We start from the raw sequence: 25,263 nt of genomic DNA on the forward strand, positions 1-25,263 counted from the left end.
ATAAACTTTGGCTGAAAACACAGCGGTTTCGGGCGTGCCCGAATCCGTGCCTGCATTGCTGGCGCGGAACGTGGATGAATTCGGAAGCAAGCCCGCCTATCGGGAAAAAGAATTCGGAATCTGGCAGACATGGTCCTGGGCAGAGGCCGCCGACGAGATCGAAGCGATTGCGCTTGGTCTGCTGGCGCTTGGCGCGGAGCGGGGCGATTACGTTGCCATTATCGGGCGCAATCGCCCGGCGCTATACTGGTCGATGGTCGCGGCGATGAAGGTCGGGGCGATTCCGGTCCCGCTGTATCAGGACGCGGTGGCCGAAGAGATGGCCTATGTGCTGGAACATTCCGGCGCGCGTTTTGCGGTCTGCGGCGACCAGGAACAGGTCGACAAGGTGATCGAGGTGCAGGAAACGGTGCATTGCATCGAGCACATCATCTACCAAGACGCCCGTGGCCTGCGGAAATACGACCATACCCGTCTGCACGCGCTGGCCGATGTTCAGGCCGAAGGACGCGCCGCACACGAGCGCCTTGAACGGGAATTGCGCAGCCGCGAGGCCGAGCTGACCTACGACAGCACTTGCGTGATGCTGTATACCTCGGGCACCACGGGCAAATCCAAGGGCGTGGTCCTGTCCAACCGCAACGTGATCGAAACCGCCAAGAATTCGTCCGAGTTCGACCACCTGCGGTCCTCGGACGAGGTGCTGGCCTATCTGCCGATGGCATGGGTGGGCGATTTCATCTTCTCGATCGGGCAGGCCTATTGGACCGGCTTTTGCACGAACTGCCCGGAATCGCCGGACACCATGCTGACCGACCTGCGCGAGATCGGGCCGACCTATTTCTTTGCGCCGCCGCGCGTGTTCGAGACCACGCTGACCACGGTCATGATCCGGATGGAAGACGCCGGGAAGATCAAGAAACGTCTGTTCGACAAATACATGGCGCTGGCCAAGCGGGTGGGGCCGGATTTGTTGGATGGCAAGCCCGTCGGTGGCATGGACCGGCTGCAATACTGGATTGGCGACAAGCTGATCTACGGCCCGCTGAAAAACACGCTGGGGCTGACCCGCGTGCGTGTCGGATACACGGCGGGCGAGGCGATCGGGCCGGAGATCTTTGAATTTTACCGCTCGCTCGGGATCAACCTGAAACAGCTTTACGGCCAGACGGAAGCGACCGTGTTCATCACGCAGCAGCCCGATGGCGAAGTGCGTGCCGATACGGTGGGCGTGCCGAGCCCCGGCGTCGAGATCAAGATCGGCGACAATGGCGAGATCTACTACCGCAGCCCCGGCACCTTCGTGGAGTATTACAAGAACGCGGACTCGACCAGGGACACCAAAGACCCGGAAGGATGGGTGGCCACGGGGGACGCGGGGTTCATCGAGGAAGCCACCGGGCACCTGCGCATCATCGACCGTGCCAAGGACGTGGGCAAGATGGCCGACGGGCGGCTTTTCGCGCCGAAATACGTGGAAAACAAGCTAAAATTCTATCCCAACATCCTAGAGGCCGTGGTCTTCGGCAATGACCGCGACATGTGCACGGCCTTCATCAACATCGACCTTGCGGCCGTGGGCAACTGGGCCGAACGGAACAACATCGCCTATGGATCCTACCAGGAACTGGCGGGCCACAAGCAGGTGATGGACACGATCCAGGCCCATGTGGAAGAGGTGAACCGCTCGGTCGCGGAAGATCCGATGCTTTCGGGTTGCCAGGTGCATCGCTTCCTTGTGCTGCACAAGGAACTGGATGCCGACGATGGCGAGATGACCCGGACCCGCAAGGTGCGCCGCCGGATCATCGAAGAGAAATACGCCGACCTGATCGCGGCGCTCTATGATGGCAGCAGCTCGATCTACACCGAAACCGAAGTGACTTACGAAGACGGTCGCAAGGGCAAGATCAGCGCCACGCTGGAAATCCGCGACGCCAAGGTCGTGGAGCCTGCGGGCCAAGCGCAGGTGGCCGCGGAATGAGCATGATGCAATACCAACCCTACGAGACCGAGGACGGTCGCACCATTGGCAACACGCTGATGGAAATGAAGAATATCACGCTGCGCTTTGGCGGTGTGGTGGCGATCAAGGACATTTCCTTTGACATCCGCGAAGGCGAGATCCGCGCCATCATCGGGCCGAACGGAGCCGGCAAGTCCAGTATGCTCAACGTCGTCTCGGGGTTCTACAACCCGCAAGAGGGCGAGGTCTGGTTCCGGGGCGAGAAGCGCCCGCAGATGCGGCCCTTCGAGGTGGCGCGGCTTGGCATTGCGCGGACGTTCCAGAACATCGCGCTGTTTGACGGGATGAGCGTGCTCGACAACATCATGACGGGCCGACTGAACTTCATGAAATCGACCTTCGTCGATCAGGCGATCTGGTGGGGCAAGGCCGAGCGCGAGGAAACCGCCAACCGCCAGAAGGCCGAGGAAATCATTGATTTCCTTGAGATTCAGGCGATCCGCAAGACGCCGGTGGGGCGTCTGCCTTATGGCCTGAAAAAGCGGGTGGAACTGGCGCGTGCGCTGGTGGCGGAACCCAAGCTGTTGCTGCTGGACGAACCGATGGCGGGCATGAACGTCGAAGAGAAGGAAGACATGTCGCGCTTCATCCTCGACGTGAATGACGAGTTCGGCACCACCATCGCCCTGATCGAGCACGACATGGGCGTGGTCATGGATATCTCGGACCGCGTGGTGGTGATGGATTACGGCAAGAAGATCGGCGACGGAACGCCCGACGAGGTGCGGTCCAACCAGGAGGTGATCGACGCCTATCTGGGGGTGGCGCATGACTGATTTCACCCCGAAAACAGGGGGGTGCCCCCCGTACACCCCCTGTACACCCCCCGTACACCCCGCGTGCAGACAAAATGCGCCCCTGATGACCGGAGGCATTCATGCCCGATAATCTCATTTTCGCCATGGAGGTCACGCTGAACGGCCTCATGACCGGGGTGATGTACGCCCTCGTCGCGCTTGGCTTCGTGCTGATCTACAAGGCCAGCGGAATCTTCAACTACAGCCAGGGCGTGATGGCGCTGTTCGCGGCGATGACGCTGGTCGGCATTCAGGAGGGGCGGGTGCCCTTCAGCCACCTGATCAACGCGATCTTCGGCACGTCGTTGCATAATTTCGCCTGGAACAGCGTTCCGGCGCTGCTGGCGATCCTGCTGACGGTGGCGGTGATGGTGCTGTTTGCGTGGGCGGTGCAGAAATTCGTCTTTGGGCACTTGGTCGGACAAGAGCCGATCATCCTGTTCATGGCCACCATCGGCCTTGCCTATTTTCTGGAAGGCATGGCCGACCTGATGTGGGGCTCGGAAATCCGCACGCTGGACGTGGGGCTGCCGCAGGGGCTGAACACGGTGATCGACGACACCACCTATGGCTGGTTCGGCTACGGATTCTTCATCGACAATCTCGATATCGTCGCGTCCATCGTCGCCGCCCTGTTGGTGGCGGGGCTGGTGGCCTTTGCGCAATACACCAAGCAGGGCCGCGCCATGCGCGCCGTGGCCGACGATCACCAGGCGGCGCTGTCGGTGGGCATCTCGCTCAACTTCGTGTGGATCCTCGTGTGGTCGCTGGCAGGGTTCGTGGCGCTGGTCGCGGGCATCATGTGGGGCAGCAAGTCGGGCGTGCAGTTCAGTCTGTCGCTGATCGCGCTGAAGGCGCTGCCGGTCTTGATGCTGGGCGGTTTCACCTCGATCCCCGGCGCGATTGTCGGCGGGCTGATCATCGGGGTGGGCGAGGCGCTGTTCGAATTTGCCGTTGGCCCGATGATCGGTGGCGCGACCGAAAACTGGTTCGCCTACGTTCTGGCGCTGATCTTCCTCGTGTTCCGGCCGCAGGGCCTGTTCGGCGAAAAGATCATCGAAAGGGTCTGAGCGATGCGAAAGCTGATTGCCATCATCAACGTGATCTCATGGGCCGGGTTCTGGGCGTTCGGGTATCTTGCCCTGACCTCGGACCAGCCCGACAGCAGCCAGACGCTGATTGCCCTTGTCCTCGCCGCCGCGGGAATGCTGGCCGGTGTCTGGGCCTATCTCAAACTTTCCAAGGGGCAGCAATTGCCGGCCCCTCCCAAGAACACCAACCGGTCGGAGGCCTGATCCATGTTCTACCGTGAAGCCGGCGATTTCAAAACGAGCTACGCCGAGGACAACCAGACCTTTCCGATCAAGTTCGATCGCTATCGCTATTACTTCGTTCTGGTTGTTGCACTGCTGGTGATCCCCTTCGTGATCTCGGACTATTGGGCGAACGCGGTGCTGCTGCCCTTCCTGATCTACGCCATCGCCGCGATCGGGCTGAACATCCTGACCGGTTATTGCGGGCAGGTGTCGCTTGGCACCGGGGGGTTCATGGCCGTGGGCGCCTATGCCACCTACAAGCTGATGACGGCGTTTCCGTGGATGGACATGGTGAGCGTGACGCTGCTGTCGGGGCTGGTGACGGCCATTGTCGGCGTGCTCTTCGGGCTGCCGTCGCTGCGCATCAAGGGGTTCTACCTGGCCGTGGCGACGCTGGCGGCGCAGTTCTTCCTGGTGTGGCTGTTCAACCGGGTGCCGTGGTTCTACAACTACTCGGCTTCGGGCCAGATCAGCGCGCCGGAACGCAGCATGTTCGGCATGGCGGTCACTGGCCCCAATGCCGAGGTCTGGGTGAAATACCTGTTCTGCCTGTTCTTCGTGATCCTGCTAAGCTGGGTTGCCCGCAACCTGACGCGCGGCTCGGTCGGGCGGCAGTGGATGGCGATCCGCGACATGGATATCGCCGCCGAGATCATCGGGGTGAACCCGCTGAAATCCAAGCTGACGGCCTTTGCCATCTCGTCCTTCTTCGTCGGCGTGGCCGGAGCGTTGCTGTTTTCGGTCTATCTCGGCGCGGTCGAGGTGGGCGAAGCCTTTGGCATCCAGAAATCGTTTCTGGTGCTGTTCATGATCATCATTGGTGGCCTTGGCAGCATCTTCGGCAGCTTCGCGGGTGCGGCCTTCATGGTGCTGCTGCCAGTGTTCCTGAAGATCCTCGGCGTCGATATGCTGGGATGGGCGACCGACATCGTGGCCCATATCCAGTTGATCGTCGTTGGCGGGCTGATCGTCTTTTTCCTGATCGTGGAACCGCACGGGCTGGCGCAGCTTTGGCGTCTGACCAAGGAAAAACTGAGACTCTGGCCGTTCCCGCACTAACGCGGGGCCAGCCAAACCCCGGCGCCCGGAGGAGAGCGCCGGAATAAGAAGAACATCGGACAAACCAAGGGAGGACCTTACCGATGAAGAAAATCTTGACCCTGGCCGTGGCTGGCTTGATGGCTGCGGGCCCCGCGATGGCGGACCTCGTGTTCCCGTCGCTGTCCTACCGGACGGGCCCCTATGCTGCAGGCGGTATTCCGTTCGCGGATGGATATGCCGACTATTTCACGCTGCTGAACGAGCGTGACGGCGGCATCGGTGGTGTAATGACCAGCGTGCCGGAATGCGAAACGGCTTATAACACCGAGCGCGGTGTGGAGTGCTATGAGTCCACCAAGGGCGAAGGTGCGCTGGTCTATCAGCCGCTGTCGACCGGCATTACCTATCAGTTGATCCCGCGCGTGACCGCCGACCATATCCCGCTGCATTCGATGGGCTATGGCCGAACCTCTGCCGCGAATGGCGAAGTGTTCGAATGGGTGTTCAACTACCCCGGCAACTACTGGGATTCGGCCAGCGTGATCGTCAACTACCTTCTGAGCCAGAATGACGGCTCGCTGGAAGGTCAGAAGATCGTGCTGCTCTATCACAACTCGGCCTATGGCCGCGAGCCGATCCGCACGCTGGAAGTGCTGTCTGAACAGTATGGCTTCGAGCTAGTTCAGCTGCCCGTCGACCACCCCGGTCAGGAGCAGGGCAACCAGTGGCTGACCATCCGCCGCGAGCGTCCCGACTATGTCGTGATGTGGGGCTGGGGCGTCATGAACCAGGTTGCCGTGCAGGAAGCGGCTAACATCCGGTTCCCGATGGACCACTTCATCGGCAACTGGTGGGCCGGTGCCGAGCATGACGTGATGCCCGCAGGCGACGCCGCCGACGGCTATCTCTCGCTCAACATGAACGGCGTGGGCGACTTGCCGGTCTTTGACGAAATCCGTGAATACGTTGTCGATCGCGGCCTTGCGGCTGGTGACGGCTCTAACATCGGGTCGGTTCTCTACATCCGTGGCATGTATGCCGCGATGCTGGCCGCTGAAGCAGCCGCCACCGCTCAGGAAATCCATGGTGTGGCGCAGATCGACGCAACCATGATGCGGGACGGCATGGAAGCGCTGAACATCACCGAAGAGCGCATGGACGAACTGGGCATGCACGGTGTCGGTCCGGCCTTCCAGGTGTCCTGCGCCAACCACGGTGGGCCGGGCATGGGCCGTATCCAGCAGTGGAATGCCGCCGATCAACAGTGGGTCACGGTGACCGACTTCATCGCGCCCGACGACTCGGTCACTCAGCCGCTGATCGACGAAGACTCGGCAGCCTTTGCCGCGGAAAACGACATCACCCCGCGTGATTGTTCGAACTAAGCGGCCCTGAGGCCCTGACACTTTCCGGCGGCGGCCAATCCGCGTCGCCGCCGGACCCCGAGAAAAAAGGCAACGGACTATGCTGGACCAGGTTCACGAAGTGCACGGAAGCGGGATTGCCCCGGAAGACGAAGGCGCGGAAACGCTGCTGGAGGTCAACAATATCGAGGTGATCTATAACCACGTGATCCTCGTGCTGAAGGGCGTGAGCCTCAAGGTGCCCAAGGGCGGCATCACGGCGCTGCTCGGCGGCAACGGCGCGGGCAAGACCACGACGCTCAAGGCCATTTCCAACCTGCTGCATTCCGAACGCGGCGAGGTCACCAAGGGCTCGATCATCTATCGTGGCGAGCGGGTGCAGGATCTGTCGCCGTCCGATCTGGTGGATCGCGGCGTGATCCAGGTGATGGAAGGCCGCCATTGTTTCGAACACCTGACCATCGAGGAAAACCTGCTGACCGGCGCCTACACGCGCAAGGACGGCAAGGGCGCGGTCAACGCGGACCTTGAGATGGTCTATAATTATTTTCCCCGGCTCAAGGAGCGCCGCAAATCACAGGCGGGCTACACCTCGGGCGGGGAACAGCAGATGTGCGCCATTGGCCGCGCGCTGATGAGCCGGCCGGAAACCATCCTGCTGGACGAACCCTCGATGGGTCTGGCCCCACAGCTGGTGGAGCAGATTTTCGGCATCGTGAAATCGCTGAACGAGGGGGAAGGCTATACGTTTCTGCTGGCCGAGCAGAACACCAACGTGGCGCTGCGCTTTGCCCATTACGGATACATTCTGGAATCGGGCCGCGTGGTGATGGATGGCCCGGCCAAGGAATTGCGCGAAAACCCGGATGTGAAGGAATTCTACCTCGGCATGTCCGACGAGGGGCGCAAGAGCTTTCGTGACGTGCGGTCCTACCGTCGCCGCAAGCGGTGGCTGAGCTGATGCAGACCCAAGCGATCTGCCAAGGCAACGCGGCGGACCTGGCTGGCGTGGTGCGAGGGGCGTTAATCGCCCGCCGCAAGCTCGTCCTTGATCTCGGCCAGTCGTTCCATGGCTTCCTGCCGCGTGTTGCGAATGTTGGGGCGGAAGCCTTGGCTTTCGGCGCGCATACGGATGTCGGCCTCGGTTTCCGATCCGGCGGCGTAGCGGACGGAGCCAAGGGAATGGGCGATGTTCAGCTCTTTGCCGCGATACGCGTATTGCACCCAGGACGCGGGCGGGATTTCGCAGTTGTTGAGGTTTACAAGGAAGAACCACTTGCGGCCGGTCGCGCTGATGACCTCGTCGAGGTAGTCGTAGAAATCATCGACATCGCGGGCGTTATGGAACGCGAAGTTCGAGAAATCCGCCTCCATGATCTGGTCAGCCTCGTCGAAGCTGACTCGTCCGACGAATTCCGCGCGCTCGTAATTGGGCTGCTGCATGACACGTTTGACCCGCTTGCTCGGCAAGGATTTGAGCCGCTCGATGGCCGTGTCGCGGTCGGCATGCAGGTTGGGATCGAAGGCCTCGGTGTTGGCGTCCCGCTCGATCTGGCGGCGGGTGGCCTCGGACGGGTCGAAGCGGACGGAGCCCATGGAATGCGCCATGTTCAGCGCCTTGCCGCGGCGCGAGTAGTCGAACCAGACGGCGGTGTCGATATAGGCGTCGCTGAGATTGATGAGGAAGAACCACAGCGGTTCGCCGGTCGCGGCGATGCGGGCCTCGGCCCGGTCATAGAATCGGTTGACGGTTTCGGTGTCTTCGAAGCGGAAGGACGTGAAATCGACCTCCATGACCTGCAAATCGTCATGAAAGATGATCCGGGCATCGAGATCGTCGTCGGTCACGGGCGGGCTGTTGGTCGGTTCTTTCACGGAGACTCCTCCTTCACTCAACAAAAAAATGCAACAGCATACAAAAGTATACCAATAATGCCCGGCCCGAGCGGTGCCGAACAATTAGGCAAGCTGTCGCGGCTTGCATCAGGGTGGAGACAGATCGCATGAGCGCTTTTTACGACAACCTTGAAACCCGCAGTGCCGATGCGCGCGCCGCCGATCTGGCGCGGGCGCTGCCCGAACAGATCGCCCGTGCCAAGGCGCTGCCGGGTTATGCCGAGAGCCTTGCCGACGTGGCCCCGTCCAGCGTCAGCGATGCGGGCGCACTGGCCGGGCTGCCGGTTCTTCGCAAATCCGAGATCGGCACGGCCCAGGCGGCCAATGGCCCGCTTGGCGGGTTTGCGGGGCCTGCAAGCGGGTTTGCCCACGTCTTTCAAAGCCCCGGCCCGATTTATGAGCCGGGCGGGATCAGCCATGACTGGTGGCGGATGGGCCGGTTCCTGCATGCCGCAGGGGTTGGCGTGGGCGACATCGTGCAGAACTGCTTTGGCTATCACCTGACACCGGCGGGGATGATTTTCGAGAATGGCGCGCGAGCCGTGGGGGCCGCCGTGGTGCCCGCAGGCACCGGCCAGACCGAATTGCAGGCCCGCGCCGCCCATGACATCGGCGTCACCGCCTATGCTGGAACGCCGGATTTCCTGAAGGTGATCCTCGACAAGGCCGACCAGATGGGGCTGGAGCTGAAGATCGCCAAGGCCGCCGTAGGGGGCGGGGCCCTGTTCCCCAGCTTGCGTCAGGAATACGCGGATCGCGGCATCGCCTGTCTGCAAAGCTATGCCACCGCCGATCTGGGCAACATCGCTTATGAAAGCGCGGCGATGGAGGGGATGATCGTCGATGAAGGTGTGATCGTGGAAATCGTGCGCCCCGGCACCGGCGACCCCGTCGCGCCGGGCGAGGTGGGCGAAGTCGTGGTCACGACCCTGAACGCCGACTATCCGCTGATCCGGTTCGCCACCGGCGACCTGTCCGCCGTGATGGCGGGCGAAAGCCCCTGTGGCCGCACCAACATGCGCATCAAGGGCTGGATGGGTCGTGCCGACCAGACCACCAAGATCAAGGGCATGTTCGTGCGCCCAGAGCAGGTGGCGCAACTGGTCGCCCGGCATCAGGACGTGGGCCGTGCCCGCGTGATTGCCGACCGCGAGGGCGAAATGGACGTGATGACCGTTCAGATCGAAACCAGCGGCGCTGACGGAAGCGTTTATGAACAATCGGTTCTGGATACGCTAAAGTTAAGGGGGCGAATCGAGCTTGTTCCCGCCGGGTCTCTGCCCAACGACGGCAAAGTGATCGAGGATCGGCGCAGCTACGAATGATCTCGAACCGCCCTTTGAATCAAGGAGGTTTGAGCCATGCGCACAGTCATTCGAGCCCTCATGCTGATGGGGGTCGCCCTGCCCGCGGCGGCCGATACGGCGTTTGTCGTAGGGACGGTCGATCAGTCGGCCACAAGCAGCTATGGCGCGCCGCGCTACCTTGGCACGGCGTTCACCCCGCTGGACCAAGCGGGGTTCCGCTTGCTGACGGCGGTGGATGCGGAATCGGAGACGCTGCGCGGGTTGGTCTCGCAGCTGGTGGCGGCGGGCGAAGACACGCGCCTTGTCATCGCGCTGTCGGGCCGGTTCGTCCAGGGCGGCGGGCTGACGTGGTTTCTGGGCCGGGACGCGGGCCAGCAGGATCTGGGTAGCGTGTCGGGCTTTGGCATTCCGCTGGAACTGCTGCTGGATCTGGGGGCCGAGAGCGATGCCGACGTGGTCATCCTGCTTGCGCCCGAGGATCAGGGGGTTGCGCTTGGGGCGGGGCTGGAGACCGGGATCGGTCCGCTCGACATCCCCGATGGGCTGACGCTGGCCACTGGGCACCCAGCCTCGGTCGCGCGGTTCCTGCGGTCGGACTTGCTGGTGCCGGGCCGCCCGCTGCGCGACAGCTTTGCCGTTGCGCCGGGGCTGACCGTGCAGGCGCTGAGCGCGCCCTATCAACCGTTTGTGCCCGCGCCTGTGGCGACCCCGACGGTGCCCGCTGCCGAGCAATCCTATTGGGACTCGATGGTGACGCTGGACAACGTGTTTGCCTATCGCGCGTACCTTAATCGCTATCCCAACGGCTATTACGCGGGACAAGCCCGCGCCCGCATTGCCGAACTGGAACCGCCGCAGCCGCAGTTGACCCCGGAGGAGGTGGAAAATGCGCTTTCGCTCAGCCGCAATGCCCGGCGCGATATCCAGCGCGATCTGGCGGTGCTGGGGTATTACAACAGCGGCATCGACGGTATTTTTGGCCAGGGCACACGCGGCGGCATCCAGTCGTGGCAGCAGGCCAACGGGCTTCAGACCACCGGCTATCTCGACGCGGCGCAGATCACCCGGCTGAGCGATCAGGGCGATGTGCGGCGCGAGCAGATCCGCGCCGAGGATCGCGCCTATTGGCAGCAGACCGGCGGCGGTCAGGACGAGGCGGGCCTGCGGGCCTATCTGGGGCGCTACCCGAACGGGGAATATTCCGATCTGGCGCGCCAGCGGTTGCAAGCCATCGAGGCCGAGCAGGAACGGCAGGCCGATATTGCCTTTTGGACCCAGACGGGACGCGGACAGGACATCGCGGGCCTGAGAACCTATCTCAACCGCTATCCAAACGGCGAGTTTTCGCAACTGGCGCGTCAGCGGCTGCAACAGATGACGGCGCAACAGGAACAGCAGGCGTGGCAACAGGCGCAGGCGGCGGATTCGATCCAGGCCTATCGGGCCTACCTGAACGATTTTCCGAACGGCCCCCACGCAGGACAGGCCAATCAGCGGTTGCAACAATTGCAGCAGGTCGCGGGAGAGCCCGGCGCGTGGCAACAAGCGCGCAATACAGACACCGTCGCCGCCTACCGGGCCTATCTGAACGCCTATCCCAATGGGCCGCACCGGCAGGAAGCCCAGAACCGGATAGCGGCGATTCAGTCGGACGAACAGGCGTGGCAGGCCGCGCAGGCGACCGACACGATCCCTGCCTACCGCGATTACCTGAATTCCTTCGTCAGTCCGCGTCATGGGCAGGCGGCGAGCGACCGGATTACCGAAATCCGTGACGATAACCAAGCGTGGCAGACGGCCCAAGCGGCGGATACTCAGCAGGCCTATCGGGACTATTTGCAGGCCTATCCGAACGGTCGGCATGCCAGCGATGCCCGGCAGCGCCTGTCAGAGCTGGAGGCCAACGATCCCGCGATCGGGCGGAACAACCCGATCCAGCTGCAACTGGCGGCCCAAGCGTTGACGCGGCAGGGTTATTTCGACACCCCGCCGCAATCCGAAGCCGACATCGTCGCGGCCATCCGCCGGTTCCAGCGGAACAACGGTCTGCGGGAAACCGGTATCCTCGACGGAGAGACCCTGGGGCGGCTGGCGATTGGCGGGCTACTGGGCGGCAACTGAGCCGCCCGGCCCCCGCCCACACAGAAAAACGCCGCAGGGGCGACCCTGCGGCGTTTTTCCTGAAAATCTCCAGCCGTTCAGCCCTGACGGGCTTTGAACCGGCGTTGCGTCTTGTTGATCACATAGACGCGGCCCTTGCGGCGCACGACGCGGCAATCGCGGTGGCGCTGCTTGAGCGAGCGGAGCGAGTTCTTGACCTTCATCGGCCCTCTCCTTCGTCGCGGCGCGGCGGTGCGCGCTTGGGGTTAAGCCCTTGATACAAGGGCGGAAATGGTGGGCGATACTGGGATCGAACCAGTGACCCCTTCGATGTCAACGAAGTGCTCTACCGCTGAGCTAATCGCCCCTAAATTGCAAAACCGAGCCAACAATTCCTTGCCAGCCGCAGCCCTGCCACGTTGGGTAGCGCGGTCTATAAAAGGAGTCGGAAGGGTGTTCAAGGGCTTTTGACACCACAAAATTCGGGTAATGTAAAAATCAATGACCGAGACCACACCATACCGCCCGCCATACCGGCTGGAAATGCCCGAAACCTGGGCAGGACCGGTCGTTGTGGCGTCGCCGCATTCAGGCCGTTATTACCCGTGGAGCTTTCTGCGGCAAAGCCGGTTGGATGAACGCGCGATCCGGTCGTCGGAAGATGCCTTTGTGGATATGCTGGTGGCGGACGCCCCGATGCTTGGGGCACCGCTGTTGGCGGCGGAATATCCGCGCGCCTTTGTCGATCTCAACCGCGCCTGCGACGAGATGGACCCGGCGGTGGTCGAGGGGCTGCGGCGCGGTGCCGTCAATCCCCGCATCAGTTCGGGGCTGGGGGTGATTCCCCGTGTCGTTTCCGGCGGGCGGCCGATCTACCACGGAAAACTGTCGCGCGATGAGGCCGACCAGCGACTGATACAGGTCTGGCGACCCTACCATGCCCGCCTGGATGCGCTGATGGATGACAGCGTCGCGCGGTTCGGCGAGGCGATCCTGCTCGACATGCATTCGATGCCGCATGAGGCGCTGGATGGCCTGTTGCACAAGCCCGGTCAACGGCGGCCCGACGTGGTTCTGGGGGATCGCTTCGGGGCCTCTTCCTCGGGTGAGATCATCGACCGGCTGGAGGCGGTCTTTGCCGGGGCCGGGTTGATCGTCAGCCGCAACAGCCCCTTCGCCGGGGCCTATATCGCGCAGCACTATGGCCGCCCGTCCCGCGGGCGCCACGCGGTGCAGATCGAGGTGGACCGGTCGCTTTACATGAACGAACGCGACATCCGCCCCAACAGCAATTTCCAGAGCGTGAAGGCGCTGATGCGCGATGTTCTGCGCCAGATGATCGGCGGCGGCGAGGCGCTGCCGATGGCGGCGGAGTAGGGGCCGGAGCGTGTCGCGTTCATTCCCGATCACGCGCGCCCGCTCTCCGGTATTCATGTCGCATGTCCGAGGAACGCAAGATCGGTTGCCGCTTTGGCCCGACACGCTTCAGCGCAGCGATCGTCCTTTCACGATGGCATCCACGCCGAAGCGTTTGCGGATCTCGTCGCTGGCGCGCTCTGCCTTGATCCGGGCGGCTTCGTGTGGGTCCAGCAGGTTGCCAGAGCGATCAGCCATGTCGCCCGGCCCCAGATCGGACAGGCCAACGCCGATCAGGCGGTAGGGACGGTTGTGGGGGGCGGCGTCAAACAGCTCTTTCGCAGCGCGATAGATGCGGTCGGCCAACTGGGTGGCGTCGGAAAGGCTGCGTCGCCGCGTGATCAGTTTGAAATCCGACTGCTTGAGCTTCAGCACCACCACGCGCCCCGCCAGCCCTTTGGCCTTGAGCCTGTCGGCCACCTTTTCCGACAGCCGCCACAGGTGCCCGTCCAGCAGGTCGGGATCGGCGGTGTCCTCGAAAAACGTGGTCTCGGACGAGATGCTTTTCATCGGGGCATCGCGGCTGACCCGGCGTGTGTCCTGACCGCGCGCGAGGTGCCAGAGACGCGCGCCCATCGACCCGAACCGAGCCACCAGGTCCTCGCGCTCCCACCGGCGCAGATCCGCGAAGGTGCGGATGCCCACCTTGTCGAGCGCGGCCTGCCCGGCTTCGCCGATGCCCCAGATCATCCGAACGGGCTTCTGTTCGAGGAAGTCCATGGTCTCGGCCGCGCCAATCACCGAGAATCCGCGCGGCTTGTCGAGATCCGAGGCGATCTTGGCCAGAAACTTGTTGTGGGACAGGCCGATACTGCCGGTGATGCCCAGCTCGTCCTGCATCCGCTTCACGAGCCGCGCCAGCATCACGGCGGGCGGGCGACCATGTAGCCGGGCGGTGCCAGACAGATCCATGAACGCCTCGTCCAGCGACAGCGGCTCGATGGCGGGGGTCATCTCTTCCATCATCGCCCGGATCTGGCGGGACACGGCGGCGTAGACGTCCATCCTGCCGCGCACGACCACCGCCTCGGGGCACAGGTCCAGCGCCTTGAACATCGGCATGGCGGACCGCACCCCCTTTATCCGCGCGATATAGCAAGCAGTCGAGACGACGCCGCGTTTGCCGCCGCCGATGATGACGGGCTTGTCGCGCAGGTCCGGGTTGTCGCGCTTTTCAACGCTGGCGTAGAAGGCGTCGCAATCCATATGCGCGATGGATAGATCGAAGAGTTCCGGGTGCGACACGACCCGGGGCCGCCCGCAGGCGGGGCAGCGGGCGCCGGTCTCGAACGGGGTCAGGCAGTCGCGACAGAGGGCGGGCATGGGGACTCGGGTCTTGCGCCCCGCGTGTTTCGGGGCCAAATGTGTCTAGCACATTTTCAGACCCCAATGCATAGTTCCAGACATGAAGAACGAGGAACCCATCATGGATAATTTCGATATCCAAGCAATCTTGGACGCCCTTCTGGGCGGTAATCTGGTGGTCCTGCTGCTGGCAGGTTTCATCATCCTGTGCATCTACCTCGGTATTCGCATCGTGCCGCAGAGCCAGAAGTTCGTGGTCGAGCGCTTCGGGCGGCTGCGTTCGGTGCTTGGGCCGGGGATCAACTTCATCATCCCGTTCCTCGACCGGGTGGCGCACAAGATTTCCATCCTCGAACGCCAGTTGCCCAATGCCAGCCAGGATGCGATCACCAAGGACAACGTGTTGGTGCAGATCGACACCAGCGTGTTCTACCGCATCCTTGAGCCGGAAAAGACCGTCTACCGTATAAGGGACGTGGACGGCGCGATATCGACCACCGTAGCCGGTATAGTGCGCGCGGAAATCGGCAAGATGGACCTTGACGAGGTGCAGTCGAACCGGTCGGCCCTGATCACCGAGATCAAGGCAGCGGTCGAGGATGCCGTCGATGCCTGGGGGATCGAGGTCACACGGGCCGAAATTCTCGATGTGAACCTTGATCAGGCAACGCGCGACGCGATGTTGCAGCAGTTGAACGCCGAACGCGCCCGGCGCGCGCAGGTGACCGAGGCCGAGGGCGCCAAGCGCGCGGTGGAGCTGAACGCGGATGCCGAGCTCTATGCCGCCGAGAAGACAGCCGAAGCGCGCAAGATCCAGGCCGATGCCGAAGCCTACGCGACGCGCGTCGTCGCCGATGCGATTGCCGAAAACGGACTGGAAGCGGCGCAATACCAGATCGCGCTGAAACAGGTCGAGGCCATCGCGCAGGTGGCGCGGGGGCAGGGGACGCAGACCATCGTGGTGCCTGCCGATGCCGCCGATGCCTTTGGCAAAGCCTTCCAGATGCTGAAGGGACGCGTCTGATGCTCTGGAATGACTGGTGGGTCTGGGGGGCGGCGGCGATCCTTCTGGCCATTGGCGAAGTGATCCTGCCGACTTTCGTTCTGCTGGGCTTCGGCATCGGCGCGGCGGCGGTCGCCGTCTTGCTGTTCGTCGGGGGGCCGCTGGCGGCGTTCATCACCGACAGCGTGCCGGTGCTGGTGTTGTCCTTCGCGGTCATCTCGCTGGGGGCATGGCTGCTGCTGCGCCGGTTCCTTGGCGTGTATCGTGGGCAGGTGAAAACCTTCGACCATGATATCAACGATAACTGAGTCCCGGAAAATTCAGCTAAAATTGTCCGCACCCCCTTCTTCTTGGTGCAAATACTCCGGGGGTTTGGGGGCTGGCCCCCAAGGACCGTCTGGCTGTGGCCGGGTCTGCGATCGGGCCTATTGCGCTGCCTCAAGGCTCGCGTCATAGGCGGCGCGGGCCTCGCGGATGGCGGGCTGGTTGGTTTCGGCCCATGCCGCAAGCTCGCCCATGGCGCGATGCAGCGAGGCCCCGGTCGTGGTCAGCGCGTATTCCACCTGTGGCGGCGATGTCTCCAGCACCCGGCGGCTGACCAACCCGTCGCGTTCCAGGTGGCGCAGAGTGACCGAGAGCATCCGGGCAGAGATACCGTTGACCACCCGTTGCAGCGCGTTGAAGCGGCAGGGGCCGCCCGCCAATTCCATGATCACCAGGACCGACCACGCATCGCCGACGCGGTCGAGAACGTCGCGGATGGGGCAGGCGTAGCTGGTGGCGCGTTTCGCCGGCATGAGCTTCCTTCCAGGTAACTATGTGACGGCAAACACCGTCTTTCGCCGAAAATATCAAATGCGTATCTGGTTACCGATCGTAACTTATCCAACCTGGAGGATCAACGCATGAAGATTTTGATACTGGGCGCATCCGGCATGATCGGCAGCCGTATCTTGGCCGAGGCCCTGTCGCGCGGGCACGCGGTGACCGGTACTGCCCGCAGCCCCGAGGCAATCGCCGATGGCGCGACCAAGGTGGCGCTGGACATGGCCGTGCCCGAGGGGCTGGCGGATCTCGCCAAGGTTGCCGACGTGGTGGTCGTGTCGATCTCGCCGCGCAGCTCGGGCGATGCCTATGCCGATATGGAACGGGTCGCCGAGGTGATCGAGGGCCAGCTTGCCCCCGCGGGGACGCCGATCATCCATGTCGGAGGTGCAGGCACGCTGAACCTGCCCGATGGTGCGCCGTTGGCCGACATTCTGCCCGACGCCTACCGCGCCGAAGCGCAGGCCATGCGCAAAACCTATGAGCGGCTTGCGCCCAAGGGCCTGGACTACACGTTCATCGCCCCCGCCAGCCTGATTGCGCCCGGCGACAGGACCGGCCAGTACCGGACCGGATGGCGCGAGGCGATGGTCGCCGCCGACGGCAGCCCCAGCACGATCAGTGCCGAGGACTACGCCGTCGCCCTGCTGGACGAGGTCGAAACCGGCACACGGCGCGGAACGGCCTTTCAGGTCGCCAACTAGGACAGCTCGGCCAGGATCGCCTCGGCCGCGGCGCGCGGGTCGGCGGCCTGCCAGATCGGGCGGCCGACCACGATGTGATCGGCCCCGTCGCCGATGGCCCGAGCGGGCGTCGCCACCCGCTTCTGATCGCCTAGCGCCGCGCCCGCCGGGCGCACGCCGGGGGTCACGATCAGACGGCCCGTCGCCTCGGGCAGCGCGCGGATAGCGGCGGCTTCCTGCGGGCTGGCGATGACGCCATCCGCCCCCGCCCCGAATGCCTTCGCGGCGCGTTCCAGCACCAGATCCTGAACGTCGCCCGGCTTGATCAGGCTCGCGTCGAGGTCTGCGCGGTCCAGCGAGGTCAGGATGGTCACGGCGAGAATCTTCAGGTCCTTGCCCGACGCGCCTTCTTTCGCGGCGCGCACCACGTGGGGGTCGCCATGCACGGTCAGAAAATCGAGATCGAACTGCGCCAGCCCGCGCACCGCCGCCTCGACCGTCGCGCCGATGTCGAAGAGCTTCATGTCGAGGAAGATGCGCTTGCCGTGATCCTGCTTGAGCTCCATCGCCAGCGCCAGCCCGCCGCCGGTCAGCATCCCCAGCCCGATCTTGTAGAAGCTCACGGCGTCGCCAATGGTCTTGGCCAGCTCCAGTCCGGCAAGGGCATTGGGCACGTCCAGCGCGGCGATCAGGCGGTCATCACTCATCTCGGGGATCCTTATGGGCTGCGGTCGCGCGATGCTTAGTGGGCAAAGGACTCTCTGTCCATGGCGGTCCCTGTCGGAAACGGAAATCGGCCCGGTCGCGACGGGACAGGCGCGACCGGGCCGGGCAGCAGGGGACCGAGAGGGACGGGGTCCACCTGGCTGGGGCGCGGCCTATGAGAGGGACAGGGCAGGCGGCCGCGCCTTTGGGGAGGGGTCTTTACCGCATGTGGCGACGGGCCTCCTTGGCGAGGCCATCGGCTATGCGGGGAAAGCTGGCGCCCTGCGGTCCGTGCCAGCGGCAGGACACGCGCCGGGTATCATCGACAAGGGCCTCGGCGCGAAAGCAGGCGCGGCGGGCGTCGTAGGCGACATGGGTCAGGGCAAGGCGGGTCATTTTGCGGCGCTCCAATCGGCGGGTTCAGAGATGTGTCGCAGGGCGCGGGCGGCGGGTTCAAAAAAATCTGTGGCACCATGCGACCAAATTTCAAAACGCTTTCTCTGCTCTCGATCTTGTGAAGGCCGAAAGGCTTCCCCATCTATCTACCGAGGCTCGCGAAAGTCCCTGTGCCGCGTGGTCGGGCAGGGCGAAGGGCGGGCGCTTGAGAAAAGGAGAGACGTGATGAACTTGGAGAAGTTCACCGATCGCGCGCGCGGTTTCCTTCAGGCCGCGCAGACCATTGCGCAGCGGGAAGACCATCAGAAGCTGGTTCCCGAACATTTGCTGAAGGCTTTGCTTGACGACGATCAGGGGATGGCCGCCAACCTTATCAACCGTGCCGGCGGCGACGCCAAGCGGGTGAGCGAGGCGTTGGAGCTGTCCTTGTCGAAGCTGCCGAAAGTGACCGGCGATGCCGGGCAGCTTTACATGGACGGGCAGACCGCCAAGGTGCTGTCCGAGGCCGAGAAACTGGCCGAGAAGGCGGGCGACAGTTTCGTTGCCGTCGAACGGATGCTGACCGCTCTGGCCATGGTGAAATCCAAGGCCAAGGACGCGCTGGATGCGGGTGCGGTTAATGCGCAGGCGCTGAACGCTGCCATCAACGACCTGCGCAAGGGCCGCACGGCGGACAGTGCCGGGGCTGAAGACAGCTATGAAGCACTGAAGAAATACGCCCGCGACCTGACCGAAGCGGCGCGTGAGGGCAAGATCGACCCCATTATTGGCCGGGATGAGGAAATTCGCCGCGCGATGCAGGTGCTTTCCCGCCGGACCAAGAACAACCCGGTGCTTATCGGGGAACCCGGCGTCGGTAAAACGGCGATTGCGGAAGGTCTGGCGCTGCGCATCGTCAATGGCGACGTGCCGGAATCCTTGCGTAACAAGACGCTTATGGCGCTGGATATGGGCGCACTGATCGCCGGGGCGAAATACCGGGGTGAGTTCGAGGAACGGCTGAAAGCCGTCCTGAACGAGATCACGGCAGCCGCTGGCGAGATCATCCTTTTCATTGACGAAATGCACACCCTTGTGGGCGCGGGCAAATCCGATGGTGCGATGGATGCCGCGAACCTGATCAAACCGGCGCTTGCGCGGGGCGAGCTGCACTGCGTCGGCGCGACCACGCTGGATGAATACCGCAAATACGTTGAGAAAGACGCGGCCCTTGCACGCCGGTTCCAGCCCCTGATGGTGGAAGAACCGACCGAACAGGACACCGTGTCGATCCTGCGCGGTATCAAGGAGAAATACGAGCTGCACCACGGGGTGCGTATTTCCGACGCGGCACTGGTGGCGGCGGCGCAACTCAGCCATCGCTACATCACCGACCGCTTTCTGCCGGACAAGGCCATCGACCTGATGGACGAGGCCGCAAGCCGTCTGCGGATGGAGGTAGACAGCAAACCCGAGGAGCTGGACGCGCTGGACCGCGATATCCTGCAAAAGCAGATCGAGGCTGAAGCCCTGAAGAAAGAGGATGACGCGGCGTCCAAGGACCGGCTGGAGAAGTTGCAGAAAGACCTGTCCGAACTGCAACAGAGATCGGCCGAGATGACGGCCCAGTGGCAATCGGAACGCGACAAGCTGGAAAGCGCGCGCGGGCTGAAAGAGAAGCTGGACCAAGCCCGTGCCGAGCTGGATCAGGCCAAGCGGCAGGGCGATTTGGCCCGTGCCGGGGAACTGTCCTATGGCGTGATCCCGCAGCTTGAGAAAGACCTTGCCGTGGCGGAAAGCCAGGAAGAGGATGTCATGGTCGAAGAGGCCGTACGCCCCGAACAGATCGCGGCGGTCGTCGAGCGTTGGACGGGCATTCCGATGTCCAAGATGCTGGAAGGCGAGCGCGAGAAGCTGTTGCGCATGGAGGACGAAATCGGCAAGCGCGTGATCGGTCAGAAGACCGCCGTCAAGGCCGTGTCGAACGCCGTGCGCCGCGCGCGGGCGGGTCTTCAGGACGAGAACCGGCCACTGGGCTCGTTCCTGTTCCTCGGGCCGACCGGTGTGGGGAAAACCGAGCTGACCAAGGCGTTGGCCGAATACCTGTTTGACGACGATCAGGCGATGGTGCGGATCGACATGAGCGAGTTCATGGAGAAACACGCCGTCGCCCGCCTGATCGGCGCGCCTCCGGGCTATGTCGGCTATGACGAGGGCGGAGTGCTGACCGAAGCGGTGCGGCGCAGGCCCTATCAGGTCGTGCTGTTCGATGAGGTCGAAAAGGCCCACCCGGACGTGTTCAACGTGCTGTTGCAAGTGCTTGACGACGGGGTGCTGACCGATGGTCAGGGCCGCACCGTGGACTTCAAGCAGACGCTTATCGTGCTGACCTCGAACCTCGGGGCACAGGCGCTGAGCCAGTTGCCCGACGGCTCGGACAGTGCCGATGCCAAACGCGATGTGATGGATGCGGTCCGGGCGCATTTCCGGCCCGAGTTCCTGAACCGTCTGGATGAGACGATCATCTTCGACCGGCTTGGCCGGGATGATATGGACGGGATCGTCAAGATCCAGATGCGCCGGTTGGAAAAGCGTTTGGCAGAGCGCAAGATCGCGCTCGATCTGGATGATGGCGCACGCAAGTGGCTGGCCGACGAGGGTTATGACCCGGTGTTCGGGGCGCGTCCGCTCAAGCGTGTGATCCAGCGCGCGCTGCAAGATCCGCTGGCCGAGATGATCCTTGGCGGCGACATTCTGGACGGCGCGACGGTGCATGTCAGTGCCGGGGCCGATGGTCTGATCGTGGGCGACCGCGTGTCGGCGTCGAACCGGCCCGCGCCGGGTGATGCCGTGGTTCACTAACGCCCTGCAATAGCCGCAAAGGAAAGCCCCCGTTCGGTTGGACGGGGGCTTTCTGCGTCATGGGGGATGATCTTACATCTCGGGGATCAACACTGCGTCGATCACGTGGATCACGCCGTTCGAGGCTTCGATATCGGCTGTGACCACGTTGGCACCGTTCACTGTGACCCCGTCCATCGTGCCGATGGTGATATCGCTGCCTTGCGCGGTGGTGGCCGTCATGCCGTTCATCAGGTCGCCGGACATCACGGCGCCCGGTACCACGTGGTAGGTCAGGATGGCGACCAGTTGGTCACGGTTTTCTTCCATCAGCAGGCTTTCCACCGTGCCTTCGGGCAGGGCGGCAAAGGCCTCATCCGTGGGGGCGAAAACGGTGAACGGACCTTCCCCGCGAAGGGTGTCTTCCAGACCGGCGGCCTGAACGGCAGCCACCAGCGTGTTGAAGCTGCCAGCGCCCACGGCAGTATCGACGATGTCCATCGAATGCCCGCCGGCAAAGGCCGGTGCGGCGATCATCGTGGCGGCGGCGAAACTTAGAAAACTACGGCGAAACATGTCTTGCTCCTTAATGTTGGTCCTGTCCTCACCCGGCCAATCACCGGGCTTGCGAGGCAGATGGAGCATGGGGGAGCTTGGTAAAGAGGCGGCCGGGCGTGGTGCCGGTCTTGCCAAATTCAAACCGTGCCCTAAGCCGCGTTGTCTTCAGGTTTCCAGTAACAAATTCTTGTTGTGGGCGTGATCGGCGACTGCCCCGCGCCACGCCGCATTGCCAGCGGCGGACATGGCGGGCACAGTCGGCACAGGCAATATAGCAAGGGACGGCATTCGATGTTTTTGTTCGTGGAGTTTCTGGCGCAGGTCTTTCTGTTCGCGGTCGGGGCGCTGGTTCTGATTGCCTTGGTGCTGGCCATCTATGACCGGGTGCAGACCAAGGATGCCATCCGCCGCAACTATCCGGTGATCGGGCGGTTCCGGCATCTGTTTTCGACGTTGGGTGAATTCTTCCGCCAATACTTCTTTGCCATGGACCGCGAGGAAATGCCGTTCAACCGGGCACAGCGCGATTGGGTGAACCATGCCTCGGAGGGGGGATCGAACACGTTGGCCTTCGGCTCTACCCGCAATCTCTTTATTCCGGGCACCGCGATTTTCGTCAACGCGCCGTTTCCGCCGCTGGACAATCAATATGCCTCGACCGAGCCTATGCAGATCGGACCGACCGCGCGCCACCCTTTTGCAGCGCCCTCCTTTTTCAACATCTCGGGCATGAGCTATGGCGCGATTTCGAAACCGGCGGTCGAGGCGCTGAGCCGTGGAGCCAAGACAGCCGGGATCTGGATGAACACCGGCGAGGGTGGGTTGTCACCCTATCACCTGGAGGGGGGCTGCGACATCGTCTTTCAGATCGGCACCGCGAAATACGGGGTGCGCAACCCGGATGGCACGCTCAACGACGACAAGCTGCGCGAGATCGCGGCGCATGACGCGGTTAAGATGTTCGAGTTGAAGCTGGCGCAGGGGGCAAAGCCGGGCAAGGGCGGCATCCTGCCGGGGGCCAAGGTCACGCCCGAGATCGCGCAGATCCGGGGGATTCATCCGGGGACTGACAGTCTTTCGCCCAACCGGCATGTGGAAATCGACACGTTCGGCGACCTGCTCGACATGATCGCCCATATCCGCGAGGTGACGGGCAAGCCCGTCGGAATCAAAACTGTTGTCGGCGGGGCCGAGCCTTTCGAGGACCTGTTCGCCCTGATCTGCGAACGCGGCGATGACAGCGCCCCCGATTTCATCACCCTCGATGGCGGCGAGGGCGGCACCGGGGCCTCGCCCATGCCGCTGATGGACCTTGTGGGCATGTCGATCCGCGAGGGCCTGTTGATGGTGTCAGACCTGCGCGACCGTCACGGGCTCAAGGATCGAATCCGCCTCGTGGCCTCGGGCAAGCTTATCAACCCCGGCGATGTGGCGTGGGCGCTGGCCGCAGGGGCCGATTTTGTAACATCCGCGCGCGGCTTCATGTTCGCGCTTGGGTGTATTCAGGCCCTGAAATGTAACAAGAACACCTGTCCGACCGGCATCACGACCCACAATCCCCGCCTGCAAAAGGGGCTGGTGGTGGCCGTGAAGGAGGACCGCGTGGCCCTTTATGCGCGCTCTGTCATCAAGGAAGTCGAGACAATTGCCCATTCTGTAGGGGTAACAGAGCCGCGCCTGATGCGGCGGCGCCATGTGCGGCTGATGGGGGCGGATGGCACGTCGCACCCCATGCACGAAGTTTTTCCCCGTGGTCACGACATTCAAACAACTCCGTGAGTTTTCCTGCTTTTGCTTCGTTGTGCCCCATTTGTCATTCAGATTTGGCGCTACAACGAACAGGAGGACGCCATGGCATATCGCTATCGCTCGCCGCTGACGCGGACCGACGTGACCCCGAAAGAGATCTTCATGAATCGCCGTCAGTGGATGGCCGGGGCCGGGGCAGTGGTTGGAACCGGCGCGGCGCTTGGGTCTGGCCTGATCGGTGGCCCGGCCCATGCGCAAGACGCGCTGGAGCCGAACAGCTTTGAAGATATCACCAGCTACAACAACTACTACGAATTCGGCACCAGCAAGACCGACCCGTCGAACTATGCCCATGAATTGACCACCGACCCGTGGTCGATCGAGATCGACGGGATGGTCGACAACCCCGGCACCTATAGCCTTGCCGATCTGCTGGACGGCCAGACCATCGAAGAACGCATCTACCGCTTTCGCTGTGTCGAGGCGTGGTCGATGGTGGTGCCGTGGAACGGGTTTGAACTGGCTGACCTGCTGACGCGTGTCGGCGTGCAGGACGGGGCGCAATACGTGGCGTTCGAAACCGTCTATCGCCCCGATGAGATGCCGGGCCAGCGCCGCAATATCCTCGACTGGCCCTACCGCGAAGGGCTGCGGCTGGACGAGGCGATGCACCCGCTCACCCTGCTGGCCACCGGCCTTTATGGAGAGCCGATGCCGAACCAGAACGGCGCGCCGATCCGATTGGTCGTGCCGTGGAAATATGGCTTCAAGTCGATCAAGTCGATCGTCCGTATCAGCCTTGTCGCGGATCAGCCCGAGACGACGTGGAACATGATCAACGCCCGCGAATACGGGTTCTATTCCAACGTGAACCCCAACGTGGACCATCCCCGCTGGAGCCAGGCCACCGAACGCCGCGTCGGCGGCGGGCTGTTTTCCAGCCGTCAGCCCACGCTGATGTTCAATGGCTACGAGGATGACGTGGCCTCGATGTACGAGGGCATGGACCTGTCGGAATATTACTGAGGCTCTCATGATCGACCGCATCAACCAGACCGCCCGGCGGGTACCGGAATGGCCCTTTTACGTTCTGGGGCTGATCCCGGCCGCGTGGCTCCTCTGGCTCGGCATCAATGGCGGGCTGGGGCCGGAACCGATCAAGGCCTTGGAGCACGAGTTGGGGGTCTTGGCGCTCAAGTTCCTCTTCGCGTCGCTCCTGATCACACCGCTGCGGCGTTATGCGGGGCTGAACCTGATCAAGTTTCGCCGCCCGCTTGGCCTGTTGGGGTTCATATATGTCTGTCTGCACCTGTTGACGTGGCTGGCGCTGGACATGTCCTTCCTCTGGCCGCAGATCGCCGAGGACATCGTCCTGCGTCCCTACATCACCATCGGCATGGTGGTCTTCGCCATGCTGGTACCGCTGGCCGCGACCTCGACCAAGGCATCCATTCGCCGGTTGGGGGCCCGCTGGACGCAACTGCACCGGCTGGTCTACCCGGCGGTCATCCTCGGCGGGGTGCATTTCGTGATGCAGGAAAAGGTCTGGACCGTGCAGTCGCTGGTCTACCTCTCCATCGCTATTCTGCTGGTGGCTTCCCGCGGACTTTGGCTGCCGCGTCGCCGGGCGCGCAATGCCTGAGTCGGACGTCTGAGACCTGGGTTTTTGCTAGACGCTGGGGGGCGGCTGCGTCTGGCCCCAAGATATAGATCCGGCCTTTGATGAGTCGTGTACGAGATAGGCGCAGGCGCCGGTGCGGCGGCCCGACCGCCGAGGGGGCTTTCCCCAGCAACGCCTTGTAAACATGTATTTTTTCCATCGTATTGGGAAAAATGCGAAGAAAATGTAAAAGGGGGGTTGCGGGTTCTGGGAGGTATCCGTAAAAGCCCCTTCACCGGCGGCGCAGAGATGCACTGTCGGGTCGCTGGCGGGGCTGATGCGGAGACGCGAGGTTT

General features: G+C 63.1%; 24 protein-coding genes and 1 tRNA gene. 17 read left to right on the forward strand and 8 right to left on the reverse strand.

The window, feature by feature from the left end; translation table 11 throughout:
- Positions 1-7 precede the first annotated feature (7 nt).
- The 7 genes from BKY27_RS10185 (at position 8) to BKY27_RS10215 (ending at position 7,505) form a co-directional block, all read left to right on the forward strand.
- A complete protein-coding gene (locus tag BKY27_RS10185) occupies positions 8-1,984 on the forward strand; it encodes an AMP-binding protein (RefSeq protein WP_071674362.1) in 1,977 nt (658 codons plus the stop codon).
- Between the two features lie 2 nt (positions 1,985-1,986).
- Entirely contained in the window at positions 1,987-2,802 is an 816-nt protein-coding gene (locus tag BKY27_RS10190; RefSeq protein WP_407668417.1) for an ABC transporter ATP-binding protein, read from the forward strand.
- 101 nt (positions 2,803-2,903) lie between these two features.
- Positions 2,904-3,893, forward strand: coding sequence for a branched-chain amino acid ABC transporter permease (locus tag BKY27_RS10195; protein WP_071674364.1), 990 nt, complete (start codon positions 2,904-2,906; stop codon positions 3,891-3,893).
- Positions 3,894-3,896: 3 nt separating this feature from the next.
- Positions 3,897-4,118, forward strand: coding sequence for a hypothetical protein (locus tag BKY27_RS10200; RefSeq protein ID WP_071674365.1), 222 nt, complete (start codon positions 3,897-3,899; stop codon positions 4,116-4,118).
- 3 nt (positions 4,119-4,121) lie between these two features.
- Complete coding sequence (locus BKY27_RS10205; RefSeq protein WP_071674366.1) at positions 4,122-5,198, forward strand: branched-chain amino acid ABC transporter permease; 1,077 nt, start codon at positions 4,122-4,124, stop codon at positions 5,196-5,198.
- An 83-nt stretch (positions 5,199-5,281) separates the two neighbouring features.
- A complete protein-coding gene (locus BKY27_RS10210; protein ID WP_071674367.1) occupies positions 5,282-6,565 on the forward strand; it encodes an ABC transporter substrate-binding protein in 1,284 nt (427 codons plus the stop codon).
- Positions 6,566-6,644: 79 nt separating this feature from the next.
- Positions 6,645-7,505, forward strand: a complete 861-nt coding sequence (locus BKY27_RS10215; protein ID WP_071674368.1) for an ABC transporter ATP-binding protein — start codon at positions 6,645-6,647, stop codon at positions 7,503-7,505.
- Between the two features lie 62 nt (positions 7,506-7,567).
- On the opposite strand, the gene BKY27_RS10220 is transcribed toward BKY27_RS10215, so the two are convergent.
- Complete coding sequence (locus tag BKY27_RS10220; protein ID WP_071674369.1) at positions 7,568-8,419, reverse strand: hypothetical protein; 852 nt, start codon at positions 8,417-8,419, stop codon at positions 7,568-7,570.
- A 128-nt stretch (positions 8,420-8,547) separates the two neighbouring features.
- On the opposite strand from BKY27_RS10220, the gene BKY27_RS10225 reads away from it, so the two are divergent.
- Together BKY27_RS10225 and BKY27_RS10230 are read left to right on the forward strand one after the other, a co-directional pair.
- Positions 8,548-9,765: a phenylacetate--CoA ligase family protein gene (locus tag BKY27_RS10225; RefSeq protein WP_071674370.1), complete on the forward strand. Its 1,218-nt coding sequence runs from the start codon at positions 8,548-8,550 to the stop codon at positions 9,763-9,765.
- 36 nt (positions 9,766-9,801) lie between these two features.
- Positions 9,802-11,868 carry a peptidoglycan-binding protein gene (locus BKY27_RS10230; protein WP_084667931.1) on the forward strand — a complete coding sequence of 689 codons (2,067 nt, stop codon included), beginning with the start codon at positions 9,802-9,804 and terminating at the stop codon, positions 11,866-11,868.
- 77 nt (positions 11,869-11,945) lie between these two features.
- Here the strand turns inward: BKY27_RS10230 and ykgO are convergent, their stop codons facing one another.
- Both ykgO and BKY27_RS10240 read right to left on the reverse strand, forming a co-directional pair.
- The gene (ykgO, locus tag BKY27_RS10235; protein WP_012177066.1) at positions 11,946-12,071 is read right to left on the reverse strand and encodes a type B 50S ribosomal protein L36; all 126 of its coding nucleotides are present in this window, start codon (positions 12,069-12,071) and stop codon (positions 11,946-11,948) included.
- 68 nt (positions 12,072-12,139) lie between these two features.
- Positions 12,140-12,214: transfer RNA gene (locus tag BKY27_RS10240), tRNA-Val, on the reverse strand.
- A gap of 134 nt (positions 12,215-12,348) precedes the next feature.
- Between BKY27_RS10240 and BKY27_RS10245 the strand changes: the two genes are divergently transcribed.
- The gene (locus tag BKY27_RS10245) at positions 12,349-13,224 is read left to right on the forward strand and encodes an N-formylglutamate amidohydrolase (RefSeq protein ID WP_084667932.1); all 876 of its coding nucleotides are present in this window, start codon (positions 12,349-12,351) and stop codon (positions 13,222-13,224) included.
- A gap of 108 nt (positions 13,225-13,332) precedes the next feature.
- On the opposite strand, the gene BKY27_RS10250 is transcribed toward BKY27_RS10245, so the two are convergent.
- Positions 13,333-14,586, reverse strand: a complete 1,254-nt coding sequence (locus BKY27_RS10250) for a DNA polymerase IV (protein WP_071674372.1) — start codon at positions 14,584-14,586, stop codon at positions 13,333-13,335.
- 103 nt (positions 14,587-14,689) lie between these two features.
- Here BKY27_RS10250 and BKY27_RS10255 point away from each other — a divergent pair, with 103 nt between their 5' ends.
- Both BKY27_RS10255 and BKY27_RS10260 read left to right on the forward strand, forming a co-directional pair.
- The gene (locus tag BKY27_RS10255) at positions 14,690-15,592 is read left to right on the forward strand and encodes an SPFH domain-containing protein (RefSeq protein ID WP_071674399.1); all 903 of its coding nucleotides are present in this window, start codon (positions 14,690-14,692) and stop codon (positions 15,590-15,592) included.
- Positions 15,592-15,879: an NfeD family protein gene (locus BKY27_RS10260; RefSeq protein WP_071674373.1), complete on the forward strand. Its 288-nt coding sequence runs from the start codon at positions 15,592-15,594 to the stop codon at positions 15,877-15,879. The genes BKY27_RS10255 and BKY27_RS10260 overlap by 1 nt, the downstream gene beginning before the upstream one ends.
- Positions 15,880-15,996: 117 nt before the next feature.
- On the opposite strand, the gene BKY27_RS10265 is transcribed toward BKY27_RS10260, so the two are convergent.
- The gene (locus tag BKY27_RS10265) at positions 15,997-16,368 is read right to left on the reverse strand and encodes a winged helix-turn-helix transcriptional regulator (protein ID WP_071674374.1); all 372 of its coding nucleotides are present in this window, start codon (positions 16,366-16,368) and stop codon (positions 15,997-15,999) included.
- A gap of 108 nt (positions 16,369-16,476) precedes the next feature.
- Here BKY27_RS10265 and BKY27_RS10270 point away from each other — a divergent pair, with 108 nt between their 5' ends.
- On the forward strand, positions 16,477-17,100 hold the full coding sequence (locus BKY27_RS10270; RefSeq protein WP_071674375.1) for an NAD(P)-dependent oxidoreductase: 624 nt from the start codon (positions 16,477-16,479) through the stop codon (positions 17,098-17,100).
- Here BKY27_RS10270 and pyrF read toward each other — a convergent pair.
- Positions 17,097-17,786: an orotidine-5'-phosphate decarboxylase gene (gene pyrF, locus BKY27_RS10275; RefSeq protein WP_071674376.1), complete on the reverse strand. Its 690-nt coding sequence runs from the start codon at positions 17,784-17,786 to the stop codon at positions 17,097-17,099. The two genes, BKY27_RS10270 and pyrF, sit on opposite strands and share 4 nt — an antisense overlap.
- A 217-nt stretch (positions 17,787-18,003) precedes the next feature.
- Positions 18,004-18,180, reverse strand: a complete 177-nt coding sequence (locus BKY27_RS20140) for a hypothetical protein (RefSeq protein ID WP_158514974.1) — start codon at positions 18,178-18,180, stop codon at positions 18,004-18,006.
- Positions 18,181-18,405: 225 nt separating this feature from the next.
- On the opposite strand from BKY27_RS20140, the gene clpB reads away from it, so the two are divergent.
- Positions 18,406-21,021, forward strand: a complete 2,616-nt coding sequence (gene clpB / locus BKY27_RS10280) for an ATP-dependent chaperone ClpB (protein WP_071674377.1) — start codon at positions 18,406-18,408, stop codon at positions 21,019-21,021.
- A 72-nt stretch (positions 21,022-21,093) separates the two neighbouring features.
- Here the strand turns inward: clpB and BKY27_RS10285 are convergent, their stop codons facing one another.
- Positions 21,094-21,576 (reverse strand): fasciclin domain-containing protein, encoded by a 483-nt coding sequence (locus BKY27_RS10285; protein WP_071674378.1) that lies wholly within the window; start codon positions 21,574-21,576, stop codon positions 21,094-21,096.
- A gap of 273 nt (positions 21,577-21,849) precedes the next feature.
- Between BKY27_RS10285 and BKY27_RS10290 the strand changes: the two genes are divergently transcribed.
- From BKY27_RS10290 to msrQ, 3 genes are all read left to right on the forward strand, one after another.
- Positions 21,850-23,337: an FMN-binding glutamate synthase family protein gene (locus tag BKY27_RS10290; RefSeq protein ID WP_071674379.1), complete on the forward strand. Its 1,488-nt coding sequence runs from the start codon at positions 21,850-21,852 to the stop codon at positions 23,335-23,337.
- 72 nt (positions 23,338-23,409) lie between these two features.
- Positions 23,410-24,333 carry a protein-methionine-sulfoxide reductase catalytic subunit MsrP gene (gene msrP, locus BKY27_RS10295; RefSeq protein WP_071674380.1) on the forward strand — a complete coding sequence of 308 codons (924 nt, stop codon included), beginning with the start codon at positions 23,410-23,412 and terminating at the stop codon, positions 24,331-24,333.
- Positions 24,334-24,340: 7 nt separating this feature from the next.
- Complete coding sequence (gene msrQ, locus BKY27_RS10300) at positions 24,341-24,949, forward strand: protein-methionine-sulfoxide reductase heme-binding subunit MsrQ (protein WP_071674381.1); 609 nt, start codon at positions 24,341-24,343, stop codon at positions 24,947-24,949.
- Positions 24,950-25,263: the final 314 nt, after the last annotated feature.

It is taken from the genome of Nioella nitratireducens, from assembly GCF_001879715.1.
Classification (GTDB): domain Bacteria; phylum Pseudomonadota; class Alphaproteobacteria; order Rhodobacterales; family Rhodobacteraceae; genus Nioella; species Nioella nitratireducens.

Excerpts from the sequence above, each read along its gene's own strand:
- BKY27_RS10190 (WP_407668417.1), top strand. The coding sequence starts at position 1,987 with ATGATGCAATACCAACCCTACGAGACCGAGGACGGTCGCACCATTGGC.
- BKY27_RS10195 (WP_071674364.1), top strand. The coding sequence starts at position 2,904 with ATGCCCGATAATCTCATTTTCGCCATGGAGGTCACGCTGAACGGCCTC.
- BKY27_RS10200 (WP_071674365.1), top strand. The coding sequence starts at position 3,897 with ATGCGAAAGCTGATTGCCATCATCAACGTGATCTCATGGGCCGGGTTC.
- BKY27_RS10205 (WP_071674366.1), top strand. The coding sequence starts at position 4,122 with ATGTTCTACCGTGAAGCCGGCGATTTCAAAACGAGCTACGCCGAGGAC.
- BKY27_RS10210 (WP_071674367.1), top strand. The coding sequence starts at position 5,282 with ATGAAGAAAATCTTGACCCTGGCCGTGGCTGGCTTGATGGCTGCGGGC.
- BKY27_RS10215 (WP_071674368.1), top strand. The coding sequence starts at position 6,645 with ATGCTGGACCAGGTTCACGAAGTGCACGGAAGCGGGATTGCCCCGGAA.
- BKY27_RS10225 (WP_071674370.1), top strand. The coding sequence starts at position 8,548 with ATGAGCGCTTTTTACGACAACCTTGAAACCCGCAGTGCCGATGCGCGC.
- BKY27_RS10230 (WP_084667931.1), top strand. The coding sequence starts at position 9,802 with ATGCGCACAGTCATTCGAGCCCTCATGCTGATGGGGGTCGCCCTGCCC.
- ykgO (WP_012177066.1), bottom strand. The coding sequence starts at position 12,071 with ATGAAGGTCAAGAACTCGCTCCGCTCGCTCAAGCAGCGCCACCGCGAT.
- BKY27_RS10245 (WP_084667932.1), top strand. The coding sequence starts at position 12,349 with ATGACCGAGACCACACCATACCGCCCGCCATACCGGCTGGAAATGCCC.
- BKY27_RS10250 (WP_071674372.1), bottom strand. The coding sequence starts at position 14,586 with ATGCCCGCCCTCTGTCGCGACTGCCTGACCCCGTTCGAGACCGGCGCC.
- BKY27_RS10255 (WP_071674399.1), top strand. The coding sequence starts at position 14,690 with ATGGATAATTTCGATATCCAAGCAATCTTGGACGCCCTTCTGGGCGGT.
- BKY27_RS10260 (WP_071674373.1), top strand. The coding sequence starts at position 15,592 with ATGCTCTGGAATGACTGGTGGGTCTGGGGGGCGGCGGCGATCCTTCTG.
- BKY27_RS10265 (WP_071674374.1), bottom strand. The coding sequence starts at position 16,368 with ATGCCGGCGAAACGCGCCACCAGCTACGCCTGCCCCATCCGCGACGTT.
- BKY27_RS10270 (WP_071674375.1), top strand. The coding sequence starts at position 16,477 with ATGAAGATTTTGATACTGGGCGCATCCGGCATGATCGGCAGCCGTATC.
- pyrF (WP_071674376.1), bottom strand. The coding sequence starts at position 17,786 with ATGAGTGATGACCGCCTGATCGCCGCGCTGGACGTGCCCAATGCCCTT.
- BKY27_RS20140 (WP_158514974.1), bottom strand. The coding sequence starts at position 18,180 with ATGACCCGCCTTGCCCTGACCCATGTCGCCTACGACGCCCGCCGCGCC.
- clpB (WP_071674377.1), top strand. The coding sequence starts at position 18,406 with ATGAACTTGGAGAAGTTCACCGATCGCGCGCGCGGTTTCCTTCAGGCC.
- BKY27_RS10285 (WP_071674378.1), bottom strand. The coding sequence starts at position 21,576 with ATGTTTCGCCGTAGTTTTCTAAGTTTCGCCGCCGCCACGATGATCGCC.
- BKY27_RS10290 (WP_071674379.1), top strand. The coding sequence starts at position 21,850 with ATGTTTTTGTTCGTGGAGTTTCTGGCGCAGGTCTTTCTGTTCGCGGTC.
- msrP (WP_071674380.1), top strand. The coding sequence starts at position 23,410 with ATGGCATATCGCTATCGCTCGCCGCTGACGCGGACCGACGTGACCCCG.
- msrQ (WP_071674381.1), top strand. The coding sequence starts at position 24,341 with ATGATCGACCGCATCAACCAGACCGCCCGGCGGGTACCGGAATGGCCC.